Source organism: Saccharopolyspora phatthalungensis (assembly GCF_014203395.1).
Taxonomy (GTDB): Bacteria; Actinomycetota; Actinomycetes; order Mycobacteriales; family Pseudonocardiaceae; genus Saccharopolyspora; species Saccharopolyspora phatthalungensis.
In genome coordinates this window covers 4,543,102-4,563,914 of the sequence record NZ_JACHIW010000001.1, presented here as the reverse complement: position 1 = coordinate 4,563,914, position 20,813 = coordinate 4,543,102, and the positions used below count along the sequence as shown (strand labels likewise).

Here is a 20,813-nt window from a genome sequence, read left to right as displayed (position 1 = left end):
TCCTCAGCACCGTGTCGTGAAGGTCAGGGGGTCGTGCCCCACTGGGGGCGGGCGCGATCGATCGAATCCAGGTAGTCGCGGTAGCCGTGCTCGTAGAACTCCACGGCGCTCGGGTGCGGCACCACGGTGCGCCGCGCGGCGGCCCACAGTTCGCGGTCCACGGGTTCGCCCAGCGAGTCCCACGCGGTCATCGCCGCGCCGCGCGTACCGACGCCTTCCTCGTAGGGCACGTGCAGCGGCCGGCCGAGGACGTCGGCGAAAATCTGGCTCCAGGCGGCCGATCGAGCACCGCCGCCGCACGCCGAGACGTCACCGGCCAGGCCCGCGGTCTCCAGGTTGTGCCGGGCGGCGTAGGCCACCGCCTCGCACATCGCGCGCACCAGGTCGGCCTGCGTGGTTTCCAGCGACAGCCCGCTGAACTGGCCGCGCGCGTGGGGCTCGACGAACGGCGCGCGTTCGCCGGAACTGGACAGGAACGACAGTGCCGACACGCCGCCGGCACCGGGTTTGCTGTTGCCCAGCAACGTTTCCAGTTGGTCCACGCGGGCGCCGATCATGTTCAGTACCCAGTCCAGGTTGGCGGTGCCGACCATCGCGGGCATCACCCGTAGGTACTTCTCCGGCAGCGGCGTCGCCAGCCACATGCCCGCGACCTCGCCGTGCGGGTCGATGCTCACTTCCTCGCGCAGCACCTGGCAGCCCAGGGTCGTGCCGATCACCAGGCTGCCGTCGCCGACTTTGCCGACCCCGGAGCCGAATGCGCAGGCGGGCAGGTCGAAGGGACCGGCCGACACCGGCAGCCCGGCCGGCAGCCCCAGGTTCTTGGCGCTCTTGCCGTCCAGCGCGAACAGCTTGTTCGGCGGGGCCGGTTCGGCCAGCAACCTGCGGTACTCCTCGATGCCGCAGGCACGCAGCGCTTCCGTCGAATAGCTGCGGGTCGGTACGTCCAGGAAGGGCAGCGAGGCATCGGATGCGTCCACCGTGATCTCACCGGTGAAGCGCTGCACGATCGCGTCCACGCAGTAGCCGGCGACCGCAGCCCGCTCCAGCCGCTCCGGGGCATGCTCGGCCAGGTGCGCCAGCAGCGGCCCTGCCGAGCCGGGGAACATCCCCGACCCGGTGAGCCGGAAAACCCGCCGCTGCACACCGGATTCGCCCCACCGGTCCAGCACATCCGCGGCGCGGGCGTCCAGCCACGAGATCGCCGGGCCGACCGGCCGGCCCTGGTGGTCGCGCAGCCACAGCCCGTCGCCCTGCCCGGTGATGGCCAGCGCCTCGACCGGTTCGCCGACCTCATCGGCCGCCGCGGCGACCTCGCGCACCACCTGGACCACCGAGTCGATGACCTCTTCGAGGTCCTGCTCGACCCGGCCCCCCGGCAGCCGCTGCAAGGTGCTGCGCATGCTGTGCGTGACCAGCGCCGTGCCGTCGCGGTTGAGCAGCGACGCCTTGGTCACCGACGTGCCGACGTCGACCCCGATGATCATGGCCGTGGGCCTTCGAACTCGGCCAGCACGTCCGGATTCGCCACGAACCGGGGCCGCTCGCCATTCAGGAACCGGGCGACATCACCGGCGACGATCTCGGCCGCGCGGTGGGCCGTCTCCCGGGTCGCCCCGGCCAGGTGCGGAGTGGTGATGACGTTGGGCGCGTCGAACAGCGGCCAGTCGCGCGGGGGCGGTTCGATGTCGTACACGTCGACGGCCAGGGCGCCGAGGCGACCGGACTTAAGCAACTCCGGCAGCGGCGCGTAGTCGAGCAGCCCGCCGCGTGCGGAGTTGATCAGCACCGCACCTTCCGGCAGCAGCTTGAGATTGTCGGCGTTGAGCAGGTTTTTGGTCTCCGGGGTGAGCCGCGCGTGCAGGCTGACCACCGAGCTGCGCCGCAGCAGCGCCTCCAGTCCGACGAGCTCGACACCGTCGCGGGCGGCGTCCTCTGCCTGCACGAACGGATCGGACACCAGCACGTGCGCGCCGAAGGCCCGCAGCACGCGGGCCACGATCTTGCCGATCGCCCCGTAGCCGACCAGCCCGACGGTCGAGCCCGCCAGCTCGGTGCCGGCTTTCTCGTAGGAGTAGTAGTCGCCGCGCCAGTTGCCGGCCTTCAGCTCGGCATCGGAACCGGGGATGCGGCGCAGCGCGGCCAGGGTCAGCCCGACCGCGAACTCGGCCGCGGCAGCGGCGTTGCGCCCCGGTGTGTAGGTGACGATCACGCCGTTGTCGGTGGCGGCCCGCAGGTCCACGTTCACCGGCCCGCCGCGGCATACACCGACGAACTTCAGCCGCGGGCTGTTGGCCAGCACATCGGCGGTGAACGGCGCCATCTGGGTGGTGACGATCTCCGCGCCGCCCAGTGCGTCGAGCAGCTGCCGTTCGGTACCGCTGGCCTCCTCGACGTTGCCGACCGGCCCGAACGGCTGCACCGGCCACTGCAACATCAGGGTGCTGAACTGCAGGTCGTGCGCGCCGGCACGACGACGCAGGGCGTCGATGAACACCTCGGGAGCGACGAAGTGGTCACCTGCGGCCAGGACACTGGTCATGCGGACTCCTTTGTCTTCCTGCTTGCGGTGGGCCGGTGGCCACTGGAGCTGCCGACCGGTTCGGGCAGCGCGCCCACCAGGCGCAGCCGGACGTCGTCCAGGTCGGCGGCGATGTAGCCGGCCTTGGCCAGGGCGTCCTTGGCTGGCGGATATCCGGAGTTGGGGATGGCCACCACAGTCATTCCCGCTGCGGCGGCGGCGCGCAACCCGTTGCTGGAGTCCTCGACCGCCAGGCAGTGTTGCGGGTCCTGGCCCAGCTTGTCGGCGGCCGACAGGTACACGTCCGGGCTCGGCTTGCCCTTGGGCACCTCGGCGCTGGACACCGTCGCGGAGAAGTGCCTGGTCAGCCCGTGACGGTCGAGTACGGCGTCGATCAATCGGCGTGGCGCGGACGAGGCCAGCGCGATCGGGGCCCGCTCGGCGACCTCGGTGACCATGCGCTCGGCGCCGGGCAGCAGCTCGATCTCACCGCCGTCGAGCGCGGCGATCATGTCGTCGACCACGGCCCGCTCGGTCTCCGCGGTGGATTCGGTGGCCGCGCTGAAGTCGGCCAGGAACGCCGACCACTCGGGGGCGCTCATCCCCTGCACCCGGCGGGTCTGTTCCGCCGTCCAGGTCTTGCCGCGGGCGGCGGCGAACTTGGCCCACATCCGCTCCCACAGGTGCTCGCTATCGACCAGGACGCCGTCCATGTCGAACACGACCGCGCGGTAGGCGCCGTTCGGCCTTTCGGACTGGGTCATCTTTACCTCCCGCCAATCACTGACGCAAGCCAAATTAACATATAAGACGTTAATTGTCACCGTCCAGGTGGTAGTTTCAAATTCCCGGATGTCTCCTCACCGCGACCACCGGACCACCAGGCAAGATTGACCTCATGGCGTCCGCACCGAAGAAGCAGTCCCCCCGGATCCTGCGACAGCAGAAGATCGTCGATCACGTGGTCACGCAGGGGTTCGCCAGCGCCGCGGAACTGTCCGAGCTGACCGGCGTCAGCCTGATGACGGTGCACCGCGACCTCGACGACCTGGTCACCCGGGGCCTGCTGCGCAAGTACCACGGCGGGGTATCCGCCCAGCCGTCCACGGTGTTCGAGAGCAGCTCGGACTTCCGGCTGCACACGCACACCGCGGAGAAGGAGGCGCTGGCCAAGGACGCGCTGCAGTTCATCACGCCCGGCATGTCGGTGATGCTGGACGACTCCACGACCGGGCTCACGCTGGCCAGGCTGCTGCCCGACGTCGGTCCGATGACCGTGGTCAGCAACTACCGGCAGGTGCAGGAGGCGCTGCGCGAGGTGCCGGACATCCGGCTGATCGGCCTGGGCGGGGAGTACTCCCGCACCCACGATTCGTACCTGGGCCTGCCCTGCCAGGAAATGATCAACACCTTCTCGGTGGACATCGTGTTCCTGTCCACCTCGGCGATGAACGCGAAGCTGACCTACCACCAGGAGCAGGAGATCGTCCTGGTCAAGCGGGCGATGCTGGCCAGCGCGACGACGAAGGTGCTGATGATGGACGCCAGCAAGGTGGCCCGCTCGGCGCTGCACCAGTTCGCCCCGGTGCGCGCGTTCGACCACGTGCTGCTGGCCGGGAAGCTGGACGCGGCACTCGTGGAGGAGATGCGGGAGCAGACCGACGTCCGCCTCTCGCCGATGGAGTAGTGCCGACGCTTGACCACAATCCACACCTACGCCCGGCTCGCTCCTTTCGCTGCGTCCAGGGCATCGGCGAGTCGGCATAACCGCGGTCGAGGCGGCATCCTGGGTACCGCTGCCCGCACCCCGGCACAGACGGGCCCCGAAAATCACTAAATTAACGTCTTGCGCGTTAATCTGAACAAGGTGCATGATAGCCGAACCCGTGGACCGGGGACGTGTCTTGGACGCGCACCGGGAACTTCCGATCCTTGGAGACAGTGATGTCCCAACAGACTTCAGCGGATGCCGGGCCTCTGCGGCCGGCCAGCCGACTCGACCGCATGGGTATCCCCAGGCAGCTGTTCTGGGGGTTCGTCGCCGTGCTGATCTTCATGATCGGCGATGGCGTGGAGACCACCTACCTGTCGGACTACCTCCAGCAACCCGAAGGCGGCGGACTGCCCGGCGCGGTGGCCTCGTTCGCCACCGTCACGGTTTACGGCGTCGCGGTGATGATCGCGGCCTGGTTCTCCGGGACACTCTCGTCGATCTGGGGCCCGCGGCGGGTCATGTGGCTCGGCGGCGCCTGGTGGGTCGCCTTCGAGTGCCTGTTCCTGTTCGTCGCGATCCCCTCGCACAACCCCACGATCATCGTGGCCACCTACGGCATCCGGGGCTTCGCCTACCCGCTGTTCGCGTTCGCGTTCCTGGTGTGGGCGCAGGTCGCCAGCCCCACCAAGATGCGCGGCTCGGTCGCCGGGTGGTTCTGGTTCGCCTTCACCGGCGGGCTGCCCACCCTCGGCGCCGCGGTGGCCGCGCTGGCCATCGGCCCGTTCGGCATGAGCCTCTACGGCACCCTGGTGTTGTCGCTGGGGTTGGTCACCGTCGGCGTGCTCATCGGTAGCTTCGGGGTGCGCGAGGAGCACGGTCTGAAGCCGATCGCCGATGAGACGGTCGAGAACCCGCGCAGCATGAAGCGGCTGGGCGAGGGCGTGGACATCCTGTGGCGGGACCGCCGGACGCTGGCGGGTGGCCTGATCCGGATCGTCAACACCGCGCCGCAGTACGGCTTCTTCGCGATGTTCCCGTTCACCTTCGGCCCGGCCGCTCCCGGCGGTGGTTTCCTCAGCGCCGCGGAGGTGGCCACGCTGGCCTCGATCGCCTACGGCGCGAACATCGCGGCGAACCTCTTTTTCGGCGTCTTCGGCGACCGCTTCGGCTGGCGCCGCACGATCACCTGGTTCGGCTGTGTCGGCTGCGCCATCGCCACGCCACTGTGGTTCTTCACCGCCGTGACCTCGCAGAGCTTCGCGGTCACCGCGACCTTCGGTGCCGTCTACGGCGTCCTGCTGGCCGGTTTCGTGCCACTGTCGGCACTGATGCCCTCGATGGTCGAGCCCAAGGACAAGGGTTCGGCGCTCGCGGTGCTCAACTTCGGCGCCGGCGGTGCGGCGTTCGTCGGCCCGGTCGTGGTCACGGTCCTGTACCCGCTGGTCGGCGGTGGCGGGGTGGCCATCGCGTTCAGCGTGCTCTACGTCCTGGTGGCGTTTCTGAGCTTGAAGGTCAAGGACGGCTGCGACCCCGGCGAGCAGAAGTCGAAGCAACGTTACGCGCGGCAGGTCCAGACTGTGCGCTCCCCGGCGTAGTTTCCGTCGCCGTGAGCCCGCGTCCCGAGGACGCGGGCTCACGTGCATTCGGCCGTCGTCGCCGGGCGCGACCAGGTGGCCGTCCGGGGTGAAGGCGGGCCGCCCGACAATCTGGCCGGGCAGGACGGTCGGCGTCGGGCCGAACACCGCGATCCGGCCCTCGCCGTTGCGGACCGCGACGACCGGGAGGCCGCTGCCGAGAACGGCGAGTGCGGGGTCGGAGGTGGCGGCGGTGTCGATGGCGGCGACCACGGACCATCCCGCGTTTTCGCCGAGCACGACCAAGCGTCCGGTCACGGCCTCGCGGAACGCCGCGAACGCTTGGCTGCCGCGTGCTACCGCAACGGATCCGGCTGGATGGTGGGTTTGCGGAGGTGCGGCGAACTGCCCGCCTGTGTCGCCGAGACGCCAGTGCAGCAGTCCAGCCCGGGCAGCGGCGAAGAGGTGCACTTCGCCGCTGGCGGTCGGGAGCACCGACACGGCGTCGTCGACGCCGGTCCCGCCGAGGTCCATCCAGCAAGGCTGGTCGGTGAACCGCGCACTCACCCCGCCGCGGGTGTCGCGGACCGCGACCACTGTTCTCCCGCCCGTTGTCACGGCCGCCGCCGGTGGTCCGACGTGTGTGGTCGGCTTCTCGGCCGCCGGCGGGGAGCCGAGTGCCTGCCAGTCGTCGTTCTGTCGCTTCAGGAAAATCCCGCCCGTGTTCCGGTCCTGCACGACGAGCGTGTCCGGGTCCGCGAACCCGGCCGAACCGCTTTGCGGCACGAACCCCGGCGTGTCCACAATGGACTCGCGAGACCCCGTGCCCTTGATCAACTGTCCGCCCCGGACGTAGGCGAACCAGACTTGGCCGTCTCGACCGGTCGTTGCCCAGTTCGTGCCCCCGGGCCAGCGATGTCGCATGCTGTGCAGCCACGTCGCGTAGGGCTCGCCCAGGCTCACCTCGGTGTCGTGCGCCGCGTAACGCTCGAAGATCGCGCGTTTGTCGGCGACGATGTGCGCGGGCAGGTTCGGCGGCGCGTCGGCGGTGTTGTAGTCGCGATAGTGGATCAGGTACGCCGCGGCGGCCGAGCGCAGCGCCAGCTCGGCGAATCGCGCGGTCATCACATGGTCCGGGTGGTTGTGGTGGTTTCCCCACTGCGGCTGGTACCGGCCGTCCGGTTCGGGGTCGTGGGTCCGCACAACCCCGGGCTCGAACTGCCGGTAAAGCCAGGCCAACGCGGCGATGACCGACGCTCGGTCATGCCTGCCGGTACCAGCCAGTGCCGACCCGTCCGGTTGCAGCGTCTCGGCTTGTGCCGTCGCGTCGTGCCATAGCCGGGTCAGCGCATGCTTGCCGCCGGTGGCGCGCGGATCGTTGTCGTCGGGCAGGTTCAAGAACACCAACCGCACCCGCGGTCGATGGCGCAAAGTCTGCATCTCGGCCTGTCGTCCGCCGGGCAGCGACAGCACGGCGTGCTTCCAGGCGTCGGACACACCGGCCATCGCCGCGAACGCCGCCCGCGCCCCGGCCTGCCGATGCGCGGCATACCGCGCGGCGGGCCGCACATCGCTTTCCCCCGCCGTCAGGAACACGGTCGTCACGGTCGCGCCGGAGCGGATCGAGATGGCCAGGTCCGGATTCATGAACAGGATGTCGTCATCGGGATGCGCTACGACCTGCAGGTGGGACCGCACCCGCGCCGCAGCGGCCGGGCCGGCGAGCAGCGCGACCAACAGCAGTGCGGTCGCGGCGGCTAGTCCTCTCATCGCGGTTGCCTCCTCCGCAGCGGAGAAACCACCGAAAGCACGATCGCGAGCAGGGCGCCCGCGCACGCCAGCAGGAGGTGCGCCGTGAAACCGGGCGGACTCCAGGAAAGCGTGAGCGCACCACCCGGCACACCGGGCGGAACCCGGACCAGGAGCAAGCCCGCGTCGGTGCCGTCGACCCGCACCCGACGACCATCCACCGCGGCCTGGTAGCCGGGCCAGGCCAGACGCGCGAAGACCAGCTCGGCCGGGCCCCCGGTGCGGCCGAAGCGCACGGTCTCCCGCCGCTGCCCGTGCTGCACGTCGTCGAGCACGTGCACGCCCCGGCTGGCGCTGAGCCGCCCGTGCGGCCAAGGAAGTGCGGATTTCCGGCTGAGCACCACGACATCGCGGTCCCGCCGCGAAATCCGCCAGCCCGCCGGGGCCTCGGGCACCTCGCGGAGTCGGCGCTGCACCACGACGTGGGTGGCCTTGAGCTGGTCGACCAGCCCATCCGGCTCCCACAACCGGTCGTAGGCCTGCGGGCAGGTCGCTCCGTAGTAGCTCAGGCAGAGCCGGGTGTGCAGGGCGTTGTATCCGATACCGGTATAGGCGACCAGACTCGCCACCCCGGCCGCCGCGTGCATGTTGCCGAACAGCAGCTGCGACCACGCGGCACGAGAGGCGATGTCCGCCGACGGGATCAGGTCGCGCTCGGCGAGCTGCACCACGGTGCCGCCGTCGAACTCCGCATAGTCGGAACGCAGCTGGGCGATGGAGGTCGGGAAGTTGTAGACGGCGACATCCCGGTTCGCCGGGAACCAGGCCATCTGCAGGGCTAGCGCGCAGACCGTCCCCAAGTGCAGCACCGCGGCCTTCAGCCGCTTGCGGTGCACGATCACGACTGCGGCGCACAGCACCGCGATCATGCCCAACGACACCAAGTGTTTCGGCGCTTGCGCGGGCCAAGCCGCGAACGACAGATACCCGCCCAGCAACAAAGAGCCGGCCGAGCAGGCCAGGCGCACCTTGAAGTGATCGGTGCGCAGCCCGCGCGACAGGGCAACCGAAAGCAGCACCGCCACCGCTAGGTGAAGCACGGCGACGTGGCGCACCGGCCAGCGGAACAACCACACGTTGGACGGCCCCAGGCACAGCAAGAAATAACAGCCCGCGAGCGCCACGGCACACCCGCAGCGGCGCCACGATGCGCCCGCCGACCGCCAATCCAGCCACGCCAGCAGCGGGATGGCGAACCAGGCGAAATAGGTGGCGGGCACCGACATCCGGAAGGTGCCGAAAGACAAGATCTGCGGCACGAAGGAGGGCATGCTCGCGTTCAGCAGATCGCCGACGCCGGGCACCAACTGGCCGATGTTGAACAGCTCGTGCCCGGATCGCCAGCCCACCTCGGCGGCCGCCAGGACCGGGAAGAAGATCAGCGGCAAGGTAGCCGTGACCGCGATGCCGACCAGCCCCAACCGCCGGACGCGCGACCAGTCCCGCCCGGTTTCGATGAACAGCCCGGCGAAAACCGCAGCCAGCGCCAGCACACCATAGGGGTCACCGGCGGACACGCACAGATAGCACAGCAGCCACGGCACGAACGCCGGAATCCGCCCGGCCTGCAGGCGGCGCAGCGCCCACCACGCCCAAGGCAGCCACGCGAACCCCATGAGCCCGCCCGCCCAGGTGGCGGCCTGGAAGTACAGCACGAAACCGGACAGCGGCAATGCCACCGCGAGCACCGAGGCGACATCGCGCTTGGCCCGGTAGTCGCGGCAGAGCAAGAAAGTTCCGACGCCGAGTGTGACGAGGAACTGGGTCTTCACCACGGTGGCGGCGATCGCGAGATCACCGAGCCACACCACCAGCAGGCAGTCCAGCAGGTGCACCGGATTCCAGATCCCGAACAGCGATTCGGCGGCGAGGTTCCCGCCCATCCATGAATCGAGGTCCAGGCCGAGCGGCCAGTCCCCGGCCAGCAGCCGCTCCCCCAGCCGGTGCCACATCGGCAGAAACTGCGCCGCGCTGTCGTCCCAGAAGTAGAACGACGGGTTCACCATTGCCGGAATCTGGCTCAACAGCGCGACGACCACCCCGACACCGACCGCGCCGCGCCACTCGCCGCGCGGCAACCGTTCGGTCAGCACCGCCTTGCTCAACAGGAACGTCGCGGGCACCACGACCAGACCCGCGGCGATCGGGGCGAGCACCGGATCGACACCGAACACCTCGACCGACGCCGCAACGACGGCGGTGCTCAGCCCGATCATCGCCAGGTTCGACAGCGGGAACAGCAGCAGCGTCCGCCGGTTCGGCACCACTCCGAAGGTGAACCGGCAGTTGAGCAGGTACGAGCACACCGTCGCCACCACGGTCGCGATCAGGTGCGCCGGCAAATACGGCAGCAGCAACCACAACGCCAGGTAGACGGTGCAGTGCACGGCCGTGTTAACGCCGCCGACGAGCGCGAATCGCAGGAGCTCTGATCTGCTTGTCTTGCGCCACATCGCTCCCCCTATGACGCCAGCTCGGCCGCCGGGTGCAACCGGCGTTCGCGGGCCTGCGGGTGGAGCTCCGGGCTCGACTCCTTCACCAGGTAGTGCGGCCTACGCTTGGCCTCGAAGTAGCTCTTGCCCAGGTATTCCCCGAGCACTCCGAGGAACAGCAGCTGCACCCCGCCCAACCCGACGACTCCGGCGAGCAAGGTCGCATACCCCGGCACCTCCACACCGTCCACAATGGTGTTCGCCACGACGAAGAGCACATAGGCACCGGCCAGCACCGCCACCAACACGCCCAGGTAGATGGCCAGCCGCAAGGGTTTGCTGTTGAACGACGTCAGCCCGTCGATGCCGTAGTTCACCAGCTTGCCCAGGGTCCACTTCGAGCCACCGCCGACCCGCGGCACGTTCCGGAACCACACGTAGGCCGTATCGAAGCCGATCCAGGCGAACAGCCCCTTGGAGAACCGGTGGTACTCCGGCAACGACAGCACCGCCTCGACGGCCCGCCGCGAAAGCACCCGGAAATCCCCGACCCCGTCCTGCAACCGCACGTCGACGAGCCGACCACAGGCCCAGTAGTACATTTTGGACAGTGCCGATCGGCAGCGGCGCTCGCCAACGCGACTGCGCCTGGCGACGACCTGGTCGTACCCGGAATCAAGCAGCGCCAGCATCCGTCGCAGCAACTGCGGCGGATGCTGCAGATCGGCGTCCAGCAACGCCACCCGGCGGCCCCGCGCATGCCGCAATCCGCACAGCATCGCCGCCTCCTTCCCGAAGTTGCGGCTCAGCGACACGTAGCGAAAACGCGGGTTCAGCGCCGCCAACCGGCGCGCTTCGCGCAGCGTCCGGTCGGTGCTGCCGTCGTCCACCAGGATCACCTCGTAATCCCGGACGCGTCCGGACAACGCCGCGACCAGCGCGTCGTGCAACCGTTGCAGTCCGCGCTCCTCGTTGAAGCACGGCACCACCATCGAGAGGTACATGGCAGGTCTCATCCCCGGTCGGTCGACTCCCGCAAGAACCGGGAAGCCGCTGTGGGCCAAACGAATCGGCGTCGACCGTAGGATCCGGGCCGCGCGACACCCCCTCCCGACACACCGGCGAATAGTCCACCCGGGCGGCTTTCGAACGCACCGCCACCCGATCGCGCAGCCACCCGCCGGAAGTGGCAGGCTGGAATCATGCCGTCAGCGTCGTTTCCCCGCCGCAGCGCACGCACCCAGGGCTTCACCCTGGGGGCGCCGCGGAACTTCACCGCCGGTGACTCCGTGCTCTTCCTGCGCTCCGCAGGCGGCACCGAGCGCGACAACGCCCTGTGGGCACTGGACACCGAAACCGGCCAGGAGAGAATGCTCGCCGATCCGGCCGCGCTCCAGGCCGAAGACCACGTGTCACCGGCCGAACAGGCCCGCCGCGAACGCGCGCGGGAACGGGCCGGCGGCATCACCGGCTACGCGACCGACCGCGACGGGCGACTGGCGGCCTTCACGCTGTCGGGACGGCTGTTCGTCGCCGACGTCGCGGCCGGCACCGCCCGCGAACTCCCGGTGCCGCAACCGGTGGCCGATCCCAGGCCGGATCCCGACGGTCGCCGGGTGGCCTACCTCTCCGGCGGTCAACTGCGCGTGATCGATGTGGACGGTTCCGGCGACCACGCGCTCGCCGAACCAGAAGGCGCGGACATCACGTGGGGCGCCGCGGAGTTCATCGCCGCCGAGGAAATGGACCGCCACCGCGGCTACTGGTGGTCCCCGGACGGATCGCGGCTGCTGGCGGCGCGCGTGGACGAATCCCCGGTGCAGCACTGGTATCTCGGTGATCCGTCCAACCCGGCCAGCGAGCCGACCGCCGTGCGCTATCCGGCCGCCGGGACCGCCAACGCCGACGTGGCGCTGGCCGTCTTCGACCTCGACGGTCACCGGGTGGACGTCGACTGGGACCGGCGGGCCTTCCCGTACCTCGTCACCGCCCACTGGTCCCGGCACGGCCGCCCGCTGATCGCGGTGCAAAGCCGTGACCAGCGCACCCAGCTCGTCCTGGCCCTCGACCCCGGCACCGGCCAGACCACCGAGGTGCACCGCGACACCGACCAGCACTGGGTGGAGATCAAACCCGGCTGGCCCGCCTGGAGCCCGGACGGCCGCCTGGTGCGCATCAGCGCCGACAACGGCGCGTACCGGCTGGTCGTCGGCGATCAGCCGTGGACCGCAGCGCCCCTGCAGGTCCGGGGCATCCTCGACATCGGCGACGACGACATCCTGATCTCCGCCTCGGAGCAGGACCCGACCCAGGTCCACCTCTTCCGCGTCACCGCCGAAGGTGCCGAGCAGGTGACCGAGCAGGCCGGTGTGCACACCGGAACGCGCGCCGGTGAGGTGCTCGTGGTCGCCACGTCCACGCTCGACGAGTCGCGCACCCGGGTGCGGGTGCGGCGCGCCGGGCGGGAGGTCGCCGAGATCGGCAGCCGAGCCGAGAACCCCGAGGTCGACCTCAACGTCGAACTGCTCCGGCTCGGCGACCGCGACCTGCGCAGCGCTCTGCTGTTGCCCAGCCAGTACGACCCGGCCGACGGCCCGCTGCCGGTGCTGCTGGACCCCTATGGCGGCCCGCACGCGCAGCGCGTGCTGTCCCGGCAGCAGGGTTATCTGACCTCCCAGTGGTTCGCCGACCAGGGATTCGCCGTGCTGGTCACCGACGGCCGCGGGATGGCCGGGCGCGGCCCCGACTGGGACCGCGCAATCGCCGGGGACCTCGCCGGTCCGCCGCTACAGGACCAGGTCGACGCGCTGCACGCGGCCGCGGCGCAGCATCCCGAGCTGGACCTCGGCCGGGTCGCCATCCGCGGGTGGTCCTTCGGCGGCTATCTCGCCGCGCTGGCCGTGCTGCGTCGCCCAGACGTCTTCCACGCTGCGGTCGTCGGCGCCGGGGTGGTCGACTGGCGGCTGTACGACACCCACTACACCGAGCGCTACCTGGGCGATCCCAACGTCGTTCCCGAGGCGTACGTGGCGAATTCGCTGCTGTCGGACGCCGCCAAGCTGGAGCGGCCGATGCTGATCGTGCACGGCACCAGCGACGACAACGTGGTCCTAGCGCATGCGCTGCGGCTGTCCGCCGCGTTGACCGCATCGGCCCGCCCACACACCGTGCTGCCGCTGTCGGGCGTCAGCCACATGCCCACCGACGAGACCACTAGCGAAAACCTCCTGTTGCTGCAGGTGGACTTCCTGCGCAACGCACTAAAGCGCCACTAACGCCTCCGCTGGCATAGCTCTTGGCTAGAGGATCTCGAGCGGAACCGGGTGCGGCGGGGCCGGGAATCCCTCGTCGAGCTCGGCGAGATCCGCCGAGGACAGCTGGATGTCCAGCGCCGCCCGGTTCTGCTCGACATGCACCTTGGTCACGGCCTTCGGGATCGCGCACACCCCGTCCTGCGCCAACACCCAGGCGATCGCGATCTGCGCCGGAGTCGCCGAGTGCCGCTCGGCGACCCGACGCAACACCGGCTCGCCCAACAGCCGTCCCTGCTCGATCGGCGAATACGCCATCACCGGCAACCCCTGCCGACGGCACCACGGCAGCAGGTCGAGTTCGACGCCGCGCCGCGTGAGGTTGTAAAGCACCTGGTCCGTGGCGCACTGCCGACCCAGTTCGCTCGTGCAGAGCTCCGCCATGTCCTCGACGCCGAAATTGCTCACCCCGAAATGCCGGATCTTGCCGTCGGAGCGCAGTCGTTCGAACGCGGCCAGCGTCTCCGACAACGGTGTGCTGCCGCGCCAGTGCAGCAGGTAGAGGTCGAGGTGGTCGGTGTCCAGCCGCCGCAGGCTGCGCTCGCACGCCTGGACGGCCCCGCGCCGGCTCGCATTGTGCGGATACACCTTGCTGACCAGGAAAACCTCGTCTCGACGCCCGGCGATCGCGGCCCCGACCACTTCCTCGGCGCCCCCGCCGCCGTACATCTCGGCGGTGTCGATCAGGCCCAATCCGAGGTCCAAGCCGTGCCGCAGCGCGGCGACCTCCGCTGCGCGCTGCGCGCGCCGCTCCCCCATGCCCCAGGTGCCTTGCCCCAACACCGGCAGTTCCGGCCCGCCGGGCAATGGAAGTCCTCGCATGCGCACTCCCCTTCAGCTCCGCTGTGGAAGGACCGCTACCAGCTCGAAGCCACCGTCTTCGGAGGGCCCGGCGTCCAGTCGCCCACCGGCCATCCGCACCCGCTCCGACAACCCCGCCAGCCCGGAGCCGCTGCTGCCGACGTCGACGACCGGACCATCGGGGGCACCGTTGGTGACGGCGATGTGCAACGAGCCGTCGCGGCGCTCCAACCGCACCTTGATGCCCGCACCGGGGGCATGCTTGGAGGCGTTGGTGAGCGCCTCCTGAACCACTCGGTAGGCGGCGCGTTCCACTGCGGGCGGCACATCGTGCGGTTCCCCGAGCTCGGTCGAGAACTCCACATTCACGCCCGCTGCCTGCGCCCCGACCACCAGATCCGGGATCTTGTTCAACCCGGCCTGCTGTCCCGCCGCGCCGAGCCCCAACGTCGTGCGCGTCTCGTCCAGCGCCTGCTTCGCTAGCCCGCGCAACCGCCCGGCGACCTCTTGGGTACCGGGATCCGTCGTGGTCGCCGCCAAGGCCGCCGCCTCGACCGCGATCAGGGTCACGTGATGACCTACCGCGTCGTGGATCTCCCGCGCGATCCGCGCCCGTTCCTCCGCGCGCGCCGTCTCCGCCTTCGCCTGAAGTTCGGCATCGGTGGCCTCCTGCAGCCGCCGCAGGCTGTCGGCCAACTGCTGCCGCAGCGCCACCAATACCCCTAACGCCATCGGCGCACCGGCGGCAAGCAGCACGAACGCAATCGTCAGGATGATCGACCCCACCCCGAGGGACTGCGTGATCATCACGGGTGTCGTCGCGACCACCGAGGTCAGCAGCACCCAGCCGAGCAGCTCCCGGATCACCGGCTGCGCGCGCCCCAGCGCGAACAACGCCACGATCGTCGCCGGCCAGCCCAGTCCACCGGCCAACGCGGGCATGCACAGCAGCACCGTGATGCGTGGCCATCGCCGCCGCAGCGGCAGCAACACCGCAGCCACCAGCCCCGATACCGCCGCATATCCGAACGGGTCGGGTGCGGCCAGCACCGCGGCCGCCGGAATTCCGACGACCAATGCCTCTACAGCGAGGCGATGCCACTGCACCGGCCTCACCGGAAGTCGCCCGCCACCCGCTGCGCGATCAGCGCAGCCTGAACCCTGTTCTGCGCGCCGAGCTTGCTCAACACCGTCGACACGTAACTCTTCACCGTCGCCTCGGTCAACCCGAGACGCGAACCGATGCTGGCGTTGGACCGGCCATCCGCCAACAGCAGGAGCACCTGCCGCTCCCGGGCGGATAACGCCTCCACCAGCTGCTTCTCGTGCGCGTTGTCGGTGGTGCCGCGGAACCTGGGCAGCAGCCGAGCGGTGATCCGCGGGTCCAGCACCGCCCCACCGGCCGCCAGATCGTGCACCGCCCGAACCAGCACCGCGGGCTCGGCGTCCTTGAGCAAGAACCCTTGCGCCCCGAACCGCAAGGCATCGGTCACGTAATCGTCCAGGTCGAACGTCGTCAACACCGCCGCCACCGGCGGCTTGGCCAACAGGGCAAGATCCCGCAACGCGGACAACCCATCCTTACCGGGCATCTGCACGTCGATCAGGGCGACGTCCGGGCGATGCGTGCGCGCCACGGCCAACAACTCGTCCCCGTTGCCCGCCTCTGCGACCACGCGAATCGTTCCGCCGCTTTCCAGCAGAACCCGCAAGCCACGCCGCAGCATCGCCTCATCATCGGCGAGCACAACCCGGATCGGCCCCCCGCCGTCCTCAGCCCGCACGTCTCGGTCACCTCCCCTGTTCCGAGGGTCGCCAGCAGACTAACGGGACCGCGTCAAACCCAGCGCACAGCCACCCAAGCGGCCAGCGATCAACGACGGCCGCCCTTGGCCTTGCGCTCCCGCACCCGCACCGAGATGCGCACCGGGCTACCCACGAATCCGAACGTTTCCCGGAACTTGCGCTCCAGGAACCGCCGGTATCCGGCCTCCAGGAACCCGGTGGTGAACAGCACGATCGTCGGCGGCCGGGACTGCGCCTGGGTGGCGAACAGGATCTTCGGCTGCTTGCCGCCGCGCACCGGCGGCGGATTGGCCGCGACCAATTCGGAAAGCCAGCCGTTCAACCGACCGGTGGGGACCCGGGTGTCCCACGACTCCAGCGCCGTGCGCAGCGTCGGGGCCAGCTTCGCCACCGCCCGACCGGTCCGGGCCGACACGTTGACCCGCTCCGCCCACCGGACCCGCACCAGCTCGCGGTCGATCTCCTTCTCCAACTGGCGACGGCGGTCCTCGTCGACCAGGTCCCACTTGTTGTAGGCGATCATCAGTGCCCGACCGGCATCCACCACCATGGTGATCACCCGCAGGTCCTGCTCGCTCAACGGCTCGGAACCGTCGATGAGCACGATCGCCACCTCGGCCGCCTCGATGGCCGCCTTGGTGCGCAATGACGCGTAGTACTCGGTGCCGCTGGCGGTCTTGACACGCTTGCGCAGCCCGGCGGTGTCGACGAAGCGCCATACCTCGCCGTCCAGCTCGACCAGTGAGTCCACCGGGTCGACCGTGGTGCCCGCGACCTCATGCACCACCGACCGCTCTTCCCCGGTCAGCTTGTTGAGCAGGCTCGACTTGCCCACGTTCGGCTTGCCGATCAGCGCCACCCGCCGCGGCCCGCCGGTCGCGCCGAACACCTCGCGCGGCGTTTCCGGGAACACCTCCAGCACGGCGTCCAGCAGGTCACCGGAACCACGCCCGTGCAGGCCGCTGACCGGGAACGGCTCGCCGAGCCCCAACGACCACAGCGAATGCACGTCGGCGACACCGCGCTGGTCGTCGACCTTGTTCGCGGCCAGCAACACCGGCCGCTTCGACCGGCGCAGTACCTTCGCCACCGCTTCCTCGGTGGCCGTCGCGCCGACCTTGGCGTCGACCACCAGCAGCACCGCATCAGCGGTGTGCATGGCCAGTTCCGCCTGCGCGGCCACCGAAGCCTGCAATCCCTTGGCGTCCGGCTCCCAACCTCCGGTGTCGACCACCGTGAAGCGACGCCCGTTCCACAGCGCGTCGTAGGCCACCCGGTCCCGGGTGACGCCCGGGGTGTCCTGGACAACGGCTTCCCGGCGGCCCAGCAACCGATTCACCAACGTCGATTTGCCCACGTTGGGCCGACCGACCACGGCCAGCACCGGCTGCGGCTTCGGCGGCGCCTCGCCCTCGGCCGCTTCGACCTCGTCGAACTCGGCCCATTCGGCCTCGTCGGACCACGTGCCGTCCAGGCCTTCCACCGACTCGTCGGTCACGCTCGTTTCCCTCTCGAATAGTCTTCGTGCTGGTCCGCGACCAGCCGATCCAACTCGGCGATCAGCTCGACCAGTTCGGTGCGCACGGCTTCGGTCGCCACGACCAGCCCGGTGCGGCCCTTGCCCGCCGGCAGCGTGATCGGCTCCCCGAACAACACGTCGATTCGGGGCAAAAGCCTACGGCCCGCGCCGTCCGGGCGTCGCGTGCCCCGGCAGGCCACCGGCAGGATCCGCGCCTCCGACGCCCGCGCCAGCCAGGCGGCACCGTGCCGCGCGGTGGTCACATCGCCCTCACCTCGGGCGCCCTCCGGGAACACCCCGACGAGCCCGCCAGCCCGCAGCACTCGTACCGCCGCCAACAGCGGCGTGCGGTCCGGTTCACCGCGGCGCACCCCGATCTGCCCGATGCGGCGCAGGAACCAGCCCAGCGGACCGCGGAACGCCTCCTGCTTGATCAGGAACACCGCATTACGCGGAATCATCCCGAATAGCAGCGGCCCGTCGACCAGCGAAGTGTGGTTGGCGACCAGCACCAGCGGCCCGGTGCGCGGAATCCGCTCCGCGCCGTGGATCCGCACCCGGTACGGCAACCGCACGATGCGCCGCGAAATCCACTGGCCGAACCGGTGCATGCCGCGGGACGCGCCCTCGGGCAGGGTTTGGTCGCTCACCGCGTCGTCCGTTCCACCGCGACCAAAAGGCCACGGCTCTCTACGTGCTTGTGCAACTGTTCGAGCACCTCCACCACGCCCAGATCCGTGGTGTCGAGCTCCAGCGCGTCCTCGGCCCTGCGCAGCGGCGCCACCTTCCGACCGGAGTCCAAGGCATCCCGGCGCCGCACATCGGCATGGGTCCGGTCCAGGTCCCCGGCGCGGCCCTCGGAGACGTCCTGCGCCGTGCGGCGCTGCGCGCGGGCGTGCGCGGAGGCGGTCAAGTAGACCTTCAGCCCCGCATCCGGCACCACCACGGTGCCGATGTCGCGCCCCTCGACGACAATGCCGCCCGGCGCCACCAACGCCTCGTCGATCAGCTCCCGCTGCTGGGCGACCAACTGCTCGCGCACCTCAGCGACCGCCGACACCGCCGACACCGCACTGGTCACCTCCGGCCCGCGAATCTCCCGGCCGACGTCCGTGCCTTCGAGGAACACCGTGGGATGCTCCGGGTTGGTTCCCACGGTCAGCCGCGCCGCCCGCACCACCCGCACCACCTCGGCCGGATCCGACGGCTCGACGTCGGCCCGCAGCACGGCAAGCGTCACGGCGCGGTACATCGCGCCGGTGTCGAGATAGGTCGCACCCAACGCGGACGCCAATTTGCGGGACACCGTCGACTTGCCGGTGCCCGACGGGCCGTCGAGCGCCACCACACCGCGGAGCCTGGCGAATGCCACGTGCATGTCCTTCCCGAGCCGGAACCGAGCTGCCCGGCACCCGACCGGACCAACCGTTCATTCTGCCTGCTCCGCCCCCGAGCATCCCAATCGCATCCAGATCGATCCAAACCAGGGGGACAAATCCGAAAGAACACCTAATAGGGTCGCAGGCGTGGACGTAACAGTGACACCCTTGCCGGGACTCGGCACGCAGCAGGACTTCACCACCCGCTCCGGCCACCGCATCGGTGTGATCACCTACCGCGACGGACGGTTCGAGCTGATCGTCTCCGACCACGAGGACCCGGACAAGGTGGCTGCCTCGGTCGACCTGACCACCACCGAGACCAGCGCGCTGGCCAACTTGCTCGGCGCCCCGCAGCTGGTCGCGCAGCTGACCGAGCAGCAGCGCGAGGTCGCCGGGATCACCACCTGGCAACTGCCCGTCGCCCCGAACTCGCCCTACGACGGCCGCGCCCTCGGCGAGACCGAGATGCGCACCCGCACCTCCGCTTCGATCGTCGCGGTCGTCCGGGGAGGCACGGTGCACCCGTCCCCGCGCCCGGACTTCCACTTCGTCGCCAGCGACCTGGTGGTGGTCGTGGGCACGATCGACGGGCTGCGCGCCGCCAGCGAAATCCTGGAAAAGGGCTGACCGGCGCCCCACCAGTAACTCCGTACACCTCCCGGCCACCGGGCCGGGACACGCGTCACCAACGGCGGTCCAACGCGTGCCGAACCCCGAACAACTCCATACACAGGGCACACGCGAGAGGAAACACGGTGCACGATACGGCGATCTCCCTCATCGAGCTGGGAGCGGTTTTCTTCGGCCTCGGCATCCTCGGGAGACTCGCCTGGAAGATCGGGGTGTCACCGATCCCGCTGTACCTGTTAGGAGGGCTCGCGTTCGGCACCGGCGGGCTGATACCGCTGCACGGCATCCAGCCGTTCACCCACATCGCCTCCGAACTCGGCGTCGTCCTACTGCTGTTATTACTGGGCCTGGAGTACTCCGCGGGCGAGCTGGTCACCGGCTTACGCCGCTCCTGGCTGGCGGGCCTGATCGACATCGTGCTCAACGCGGTGCCCGGCGCGCTGGTGGCCCTGCTACTGGGCTGGGGGCCGATTGGCGCGTTCACGATGGCCGGGGTCACCTACATCTCCTCGTCGGGCATCGTCGCGAAGGTGCTCGGTGACCTGGGGCGGCTGGGCAACCGGGAAACGCCGGTGATCCTGTCGATCCTGGTCTTCGAAGACCTGGCGATGGCCGTCTACCTGCCGATCCTGACCGCCGTGCTGGCCGGCGTCAGCTTCCTCGGCGGCCTGACCGCGGTCGGGGTGTCGCTGGTCGTCATCACCCTGGTGCTGGTCATCGCGCTGCGCTTCGGAAAGTACGTCTCCGCGCTGGTCGACAGCCCCGATCAGGAGGTCTTCCTGCTCCGGCTGCTGGGCGCGGCCCTGCTCGTCGCGGGCATCGCTTCGGAATTGCAGGTCTCGGCGGCGGTCGGCTCGTTCCTGCTGGGCATCGCGATCTCCGGGTCGACCGCGGTGAACGCCTCCCGGATGCTGGAGCCGCTGCGGGACCTGTTCGCCGCGCTGTTCTTCGTCGTGTTCGGCCTGAACACCGACCCGAGCCAGATCCCGCCGGTGCTGCCGGTGGCGCTGCTGCTGGCGGTGGCGACCTGCGCGACGAAGGTCCTCACCGGCTGGCTGGCCGCCCGGATGCAAGGCGTCGGCCGGATGGGCCAGCTGCGGGCCGGTGCCGCGCTGGTCGCGCGCGGCGAATTCTCCATCGTGATCGCCGGGCTGGCCCTTGCTTCCGGCGCGGTGACCGGCGAACTCGCCGCCCTCGCCACCGCTTACGTGCTGCTGATGGCGGTCGTCGGCCCGGTTGCGGCCCGCGTCGTCGAGCCGGTGGCCCGGATGTTCCTCAAGCGCCTGTCCAGCAAGGCCTGAGCGAAGCCCCGCA

The 20,813-nt window shown here is 69.9% G+C and carries 16 protein-coding genes and 1 pseudogene; 5 read left to right on the top strand and 12 right to left on the bottom strand.

Annotated elements, in window-relative coordinates; all coding sequences use genetic code 11:
- Positions 1–23 precede the first annotated feature (23 nt).
- The 3 genes from BJ970_RS20930 to BJ970_RS20920 are packed head-to-tail and all read right to left on the bottom strand — an operon-like array spanning position 24 to position 3,285.
- Complete coding sequence (locus tag BJ970_RS20930; protein WP_184727799.1) at positions 24–1,487, bottom strand: FGGY-family carbohydrate kinase; 1,464 nt, start codon at positions 1,485–1,487, stop codon at positions 24–26.
- Complete coding sequence (locus tag BJ970_RS20925) at positions 1,484–2,542, bottom strand: 2-hydroxyacid dehydrogenase (RefSeq protein ID WP_184727798.1); 1,059 nt, start codon at positions 2,540–2,542, stop codon at positions 1,484–1,486. Before BJ970_RS20925 ends, BJ970_RS20930 begins: the two co-directional genes overlap by 4 nt.
- On the bottom strand, positions 2,539–3,285 hold the full coding sequence (locus tag BJ970_RS20920; RefSeq protein ID WP_184727797.1) for an HAD family hydrolase: 747 nt from the start codon (positions 3,283–3,285) through the stop codon (positions 2,539–2,541). Before BJ970_RS20920 ends, BJ970_RS20925 begins: the two co-directional genes overlap by 4 nt.
- A gap of 134 nt (positions 3,286–3,419) precedes the next feature.
- Between BJ970_RS20920 and BJ970_RS20915 the strand changes: the two genes are divergently transcribed.
- Positions 3,420–4,208, top strand: coding sequence for a DeoR/GlpR family DNA-binding transcription regulator (locus BJ970_RS20915; RefSeq protein WP_184727796.1), 789 nt, complete (start codon positions 3,420–3,422; stop codon positions 4,206–4,208).
- A gap of 317 nt (positions 4,209–4,525) precedes the next feature.
- Positions 4,526–5,830 (top strand): MFS transporter, encoded by a 1,305-nt coding sequence (locus BJ970_RS20910; RefSeq protein ID WP_246470939.1) that lies wholly within the window; start codon positions 4,526–4,528, stop codon positions 5,828–5,830.
- A 1,140-nt stretch (positions 5,831–6,970) separates the two neighbouring features.
- On the opposite strand, the pseudogene BJ970_RS40060 reads toward BJ970_RS20910, so the two are convergent.
- The 3 genes and pseudogenes from BJ970_RS40060 to BJ970_RS20895 all read right to left on the bottom strand — a co-directional run.
- Positions 6,971–7,456 (bottom strand): annotated as a pseudogene (locus BJ970_RS40060) (PIG-L family deacetylase); the annotation flags it as partial.
- Between the two features lie 119 nt (positions 7,457–7,575).
- Entirely contained in the window at positions 7,576–10,071 is a 2,496-nt protein-coding gene (locus BJ970_RS20900) for a GtrA family protein (protein ID WP_184727794.1), read from the bottom strand.
- An 8-nt stretch (positions 10,072–10,079) separates the two neighbouring features.
- On the bottom strand, positions 10,080–11,054 hold the full coding sequence (locus BJ970_RS20895) for a glycosyltransferase family 2 protein (protein WP_184727793.1): 975 nt from the start codon (positions 11,052–11,054) through the stop codon (positions 10,080–10,082).
- Positions 11,055–11,252: 198 nt separating this feature from the next.
- On the opposite strand from BJ970_RS20895, the gene BJ970_RS20890 reads away from it, so the two are divergent.
- Complete coding sequence (locus BJ970_RS20890) at positions 11,253–13,325, top strand: S9 family peptidase (protein ID WP_184727792.1); 2,073 nt, start codon at positions 11,253–11,255, stop codon at positions 13,323–13,325.
- 24 nt (positions 13,326–13,349) lie between these two features.
- Here BJ970_RS20890 and BJ970_RS20885 read toward each other — a convergent pair whose 3' ends face one another.
- The 6 genes from BJ970_RS20885 to cmk form a co-directional block, all read right to left on the bottom strand.
- Positions 13,350–14,183 carry an aldo/keto reductase gene (locus BJ970_RS20885; RefSeq protein ID WP_184727791.1) on the bottom strand — a complete coding sequence of 278 codons (834 nt, stop codon included), beginning with the start codon at positions 14,181–14,183 and terminating at the stop codon, positions 13,350–13,352.
- A gap of 12 nt (positions 14,184–14,195) precedes the next feature.
- A complete protein-coding gene (locus BJ970_RS20880) occupies positions 14,196–15,269 on the bottom strand; it encodes a sensor histidine kinase (protein WP_312864338.1) in 1,074 nt (357 codons plus the stop codon).
- 5 nt (positions 15,270–15,274) lie between these two features.
- Entirely contained in the window at positions 15,275–15,946 is a 672-nt protein-coding gene (locus tag BJ970_RS20875; RefSeq protein WP_184727789.1) for a response regulator, read from the bottom strand.
- An 89-nt stretch (positions 15,947–16,035) separates the two neighbouring features.
- A complete protein-coding gene (gene der, locus BJ970_RS20870; RefSeq protein ID WP_376775065.1) occupies positions 16,036–17,466 on the bottom strand; it encodes a ribosome biogenesis GTPase Der in 1,431 nt (476 codons plus the stop codon).
- Positions 17,463–18,137, bottom strand: coding sequence for a lysophospholipid acyltransferase family protein (locus tag BJ970_RS20865; protein WP_312864337.1), 675 nt, complete (start codon positions 18,135–18,137; stop codon positions 17,463–17,465). Before BJ970_RS20865 ends, der begins: the two co-directional genes overlap by 4 nt.
- Positions 18,134–18,865: a (d)CMP kinase gene (gene cmk / locus BJ970_RS20860; RefSeq protein ID WP_184727788.1), complete on the bottom strand. Its 732-nt coding sequence runs from the start codon at positions 18,863–18,865 to the stop codon at positions 18,134–18,136. The genes BJ970_RS20865 and cmk overlap by 4 nt, the downstream gene beginning before the upstream one ends.
- Positions 18,866–19,013: 148 nt before the next feature.
- On the opposite strand from cmk, the gene BJ970_RS20855 reads away from it, so the two are divergent.
- Positions 19,014–19,496: a cation:proton antiporter regulatory subunit gene (locus BJ970_RS20855; RefSeq protein WP_184727787.1), complete on the top strand. Its 483-nt coding sequence runs from the start codon at positions 19,014–19,016 to the stop codon at positions 19,494–19,496.
- A gap of 128 nt (positions 19,497–19,624) precedes the next feature.
- Positions 19,625–20,800 carry a cation:proton antiporter gene (locus tag BJ970_RS20850; protein ID WP_184727786.1) on the top strand — a complete coding sequence of 392 codons (1,176 nt, stop codon included), beginning with the start codon at positions 19,625–19,627 and terminating at the stop codon, positions 20,798–20,800.
- The last annotated feature ends 13 nt before the right edge of the window (positions 20,801–20,813 follow it).

What these genes read in the sequence shown, in the direction of transcription:
- BJ970_RS20925 (WP_184727798.1), bottom strand. Translation starts at nt 2,542, where the DNA reads ATGACCAGTGTCCTGGCCGCAGGTGACCACTTCGTCGCTCCCGAGGTG.
- BJ970_RS20915 (WP_184727796.1), top strand. Translation starts at nt 3,420, where the DNA reads ATGGCGTCCGCACCGAAGAAGCAGTCCCCCCGGATCCTGCGACAGCAG.
- BJ970_RS20895 (WP_184727793.1), bottom strand. Translation starts at nt 11,054, where the DNA reads ATGTACCTCTCGATGGTGGTGCCGTGCTTCAACGAGGAGCGCGGACTG.
- BJ970_RS20890 (WP_184727792.1), top strand. Translation starts at nt 11,253, where the DNA reads ATGCCGTCAGCGTCGTTTCCCCGCCGCAGCGCACGCACCCAGGGCTTC.
- BJ970_RS20930 (WP_184727799.1), bottom strand. Translation starts at nt 1,487, where the DNA reads ATGATCATCGGGGTCGACGTCGGCACGTCGGTGACCAAGGCGTCGCTG.
- BJ970_RS20910 (WP_246470939.1), top strand. Translation starts at nt 4,526, where the DNA reads ATGGGTATCCCCAGGCAGCTGTTCTGGGGGTTCGTCGCCGTGCTGATC.
- BJ970_RS20885 (WP_184727791.1), bottom strand. Translation starts at nt 14,183, where the DNA reads ATGCGAGGACTTCCATTGCCCGGCGGGCCGGAACTGCCGGTGTTGGGG.
- cmk (WP_184727788.1), bottom strand. Translation starts at nt 18,865, where the DNA reads ATGCACGTGGCATTCGCCAGGCTCCGCGGTGTGGTGGCGCTCGACGGC.
- BJ970_RS20920 (WP_184727797.1), bottom strand. Translation starts at nt 3,285, where the DNA reads ATGACCCAGTCCGAAAGGCCGAACGGCGCCTACCGCGCGGTCGTGTTC.
- BJ970_RS20900 (WP_184727794.1), bottom strand. Translation starts at nt 10,071, where the DNA reads ATGTGGCGCAAGACAAGCAGATCAGAGCTCCTGCGATTCGCGCTCGTC.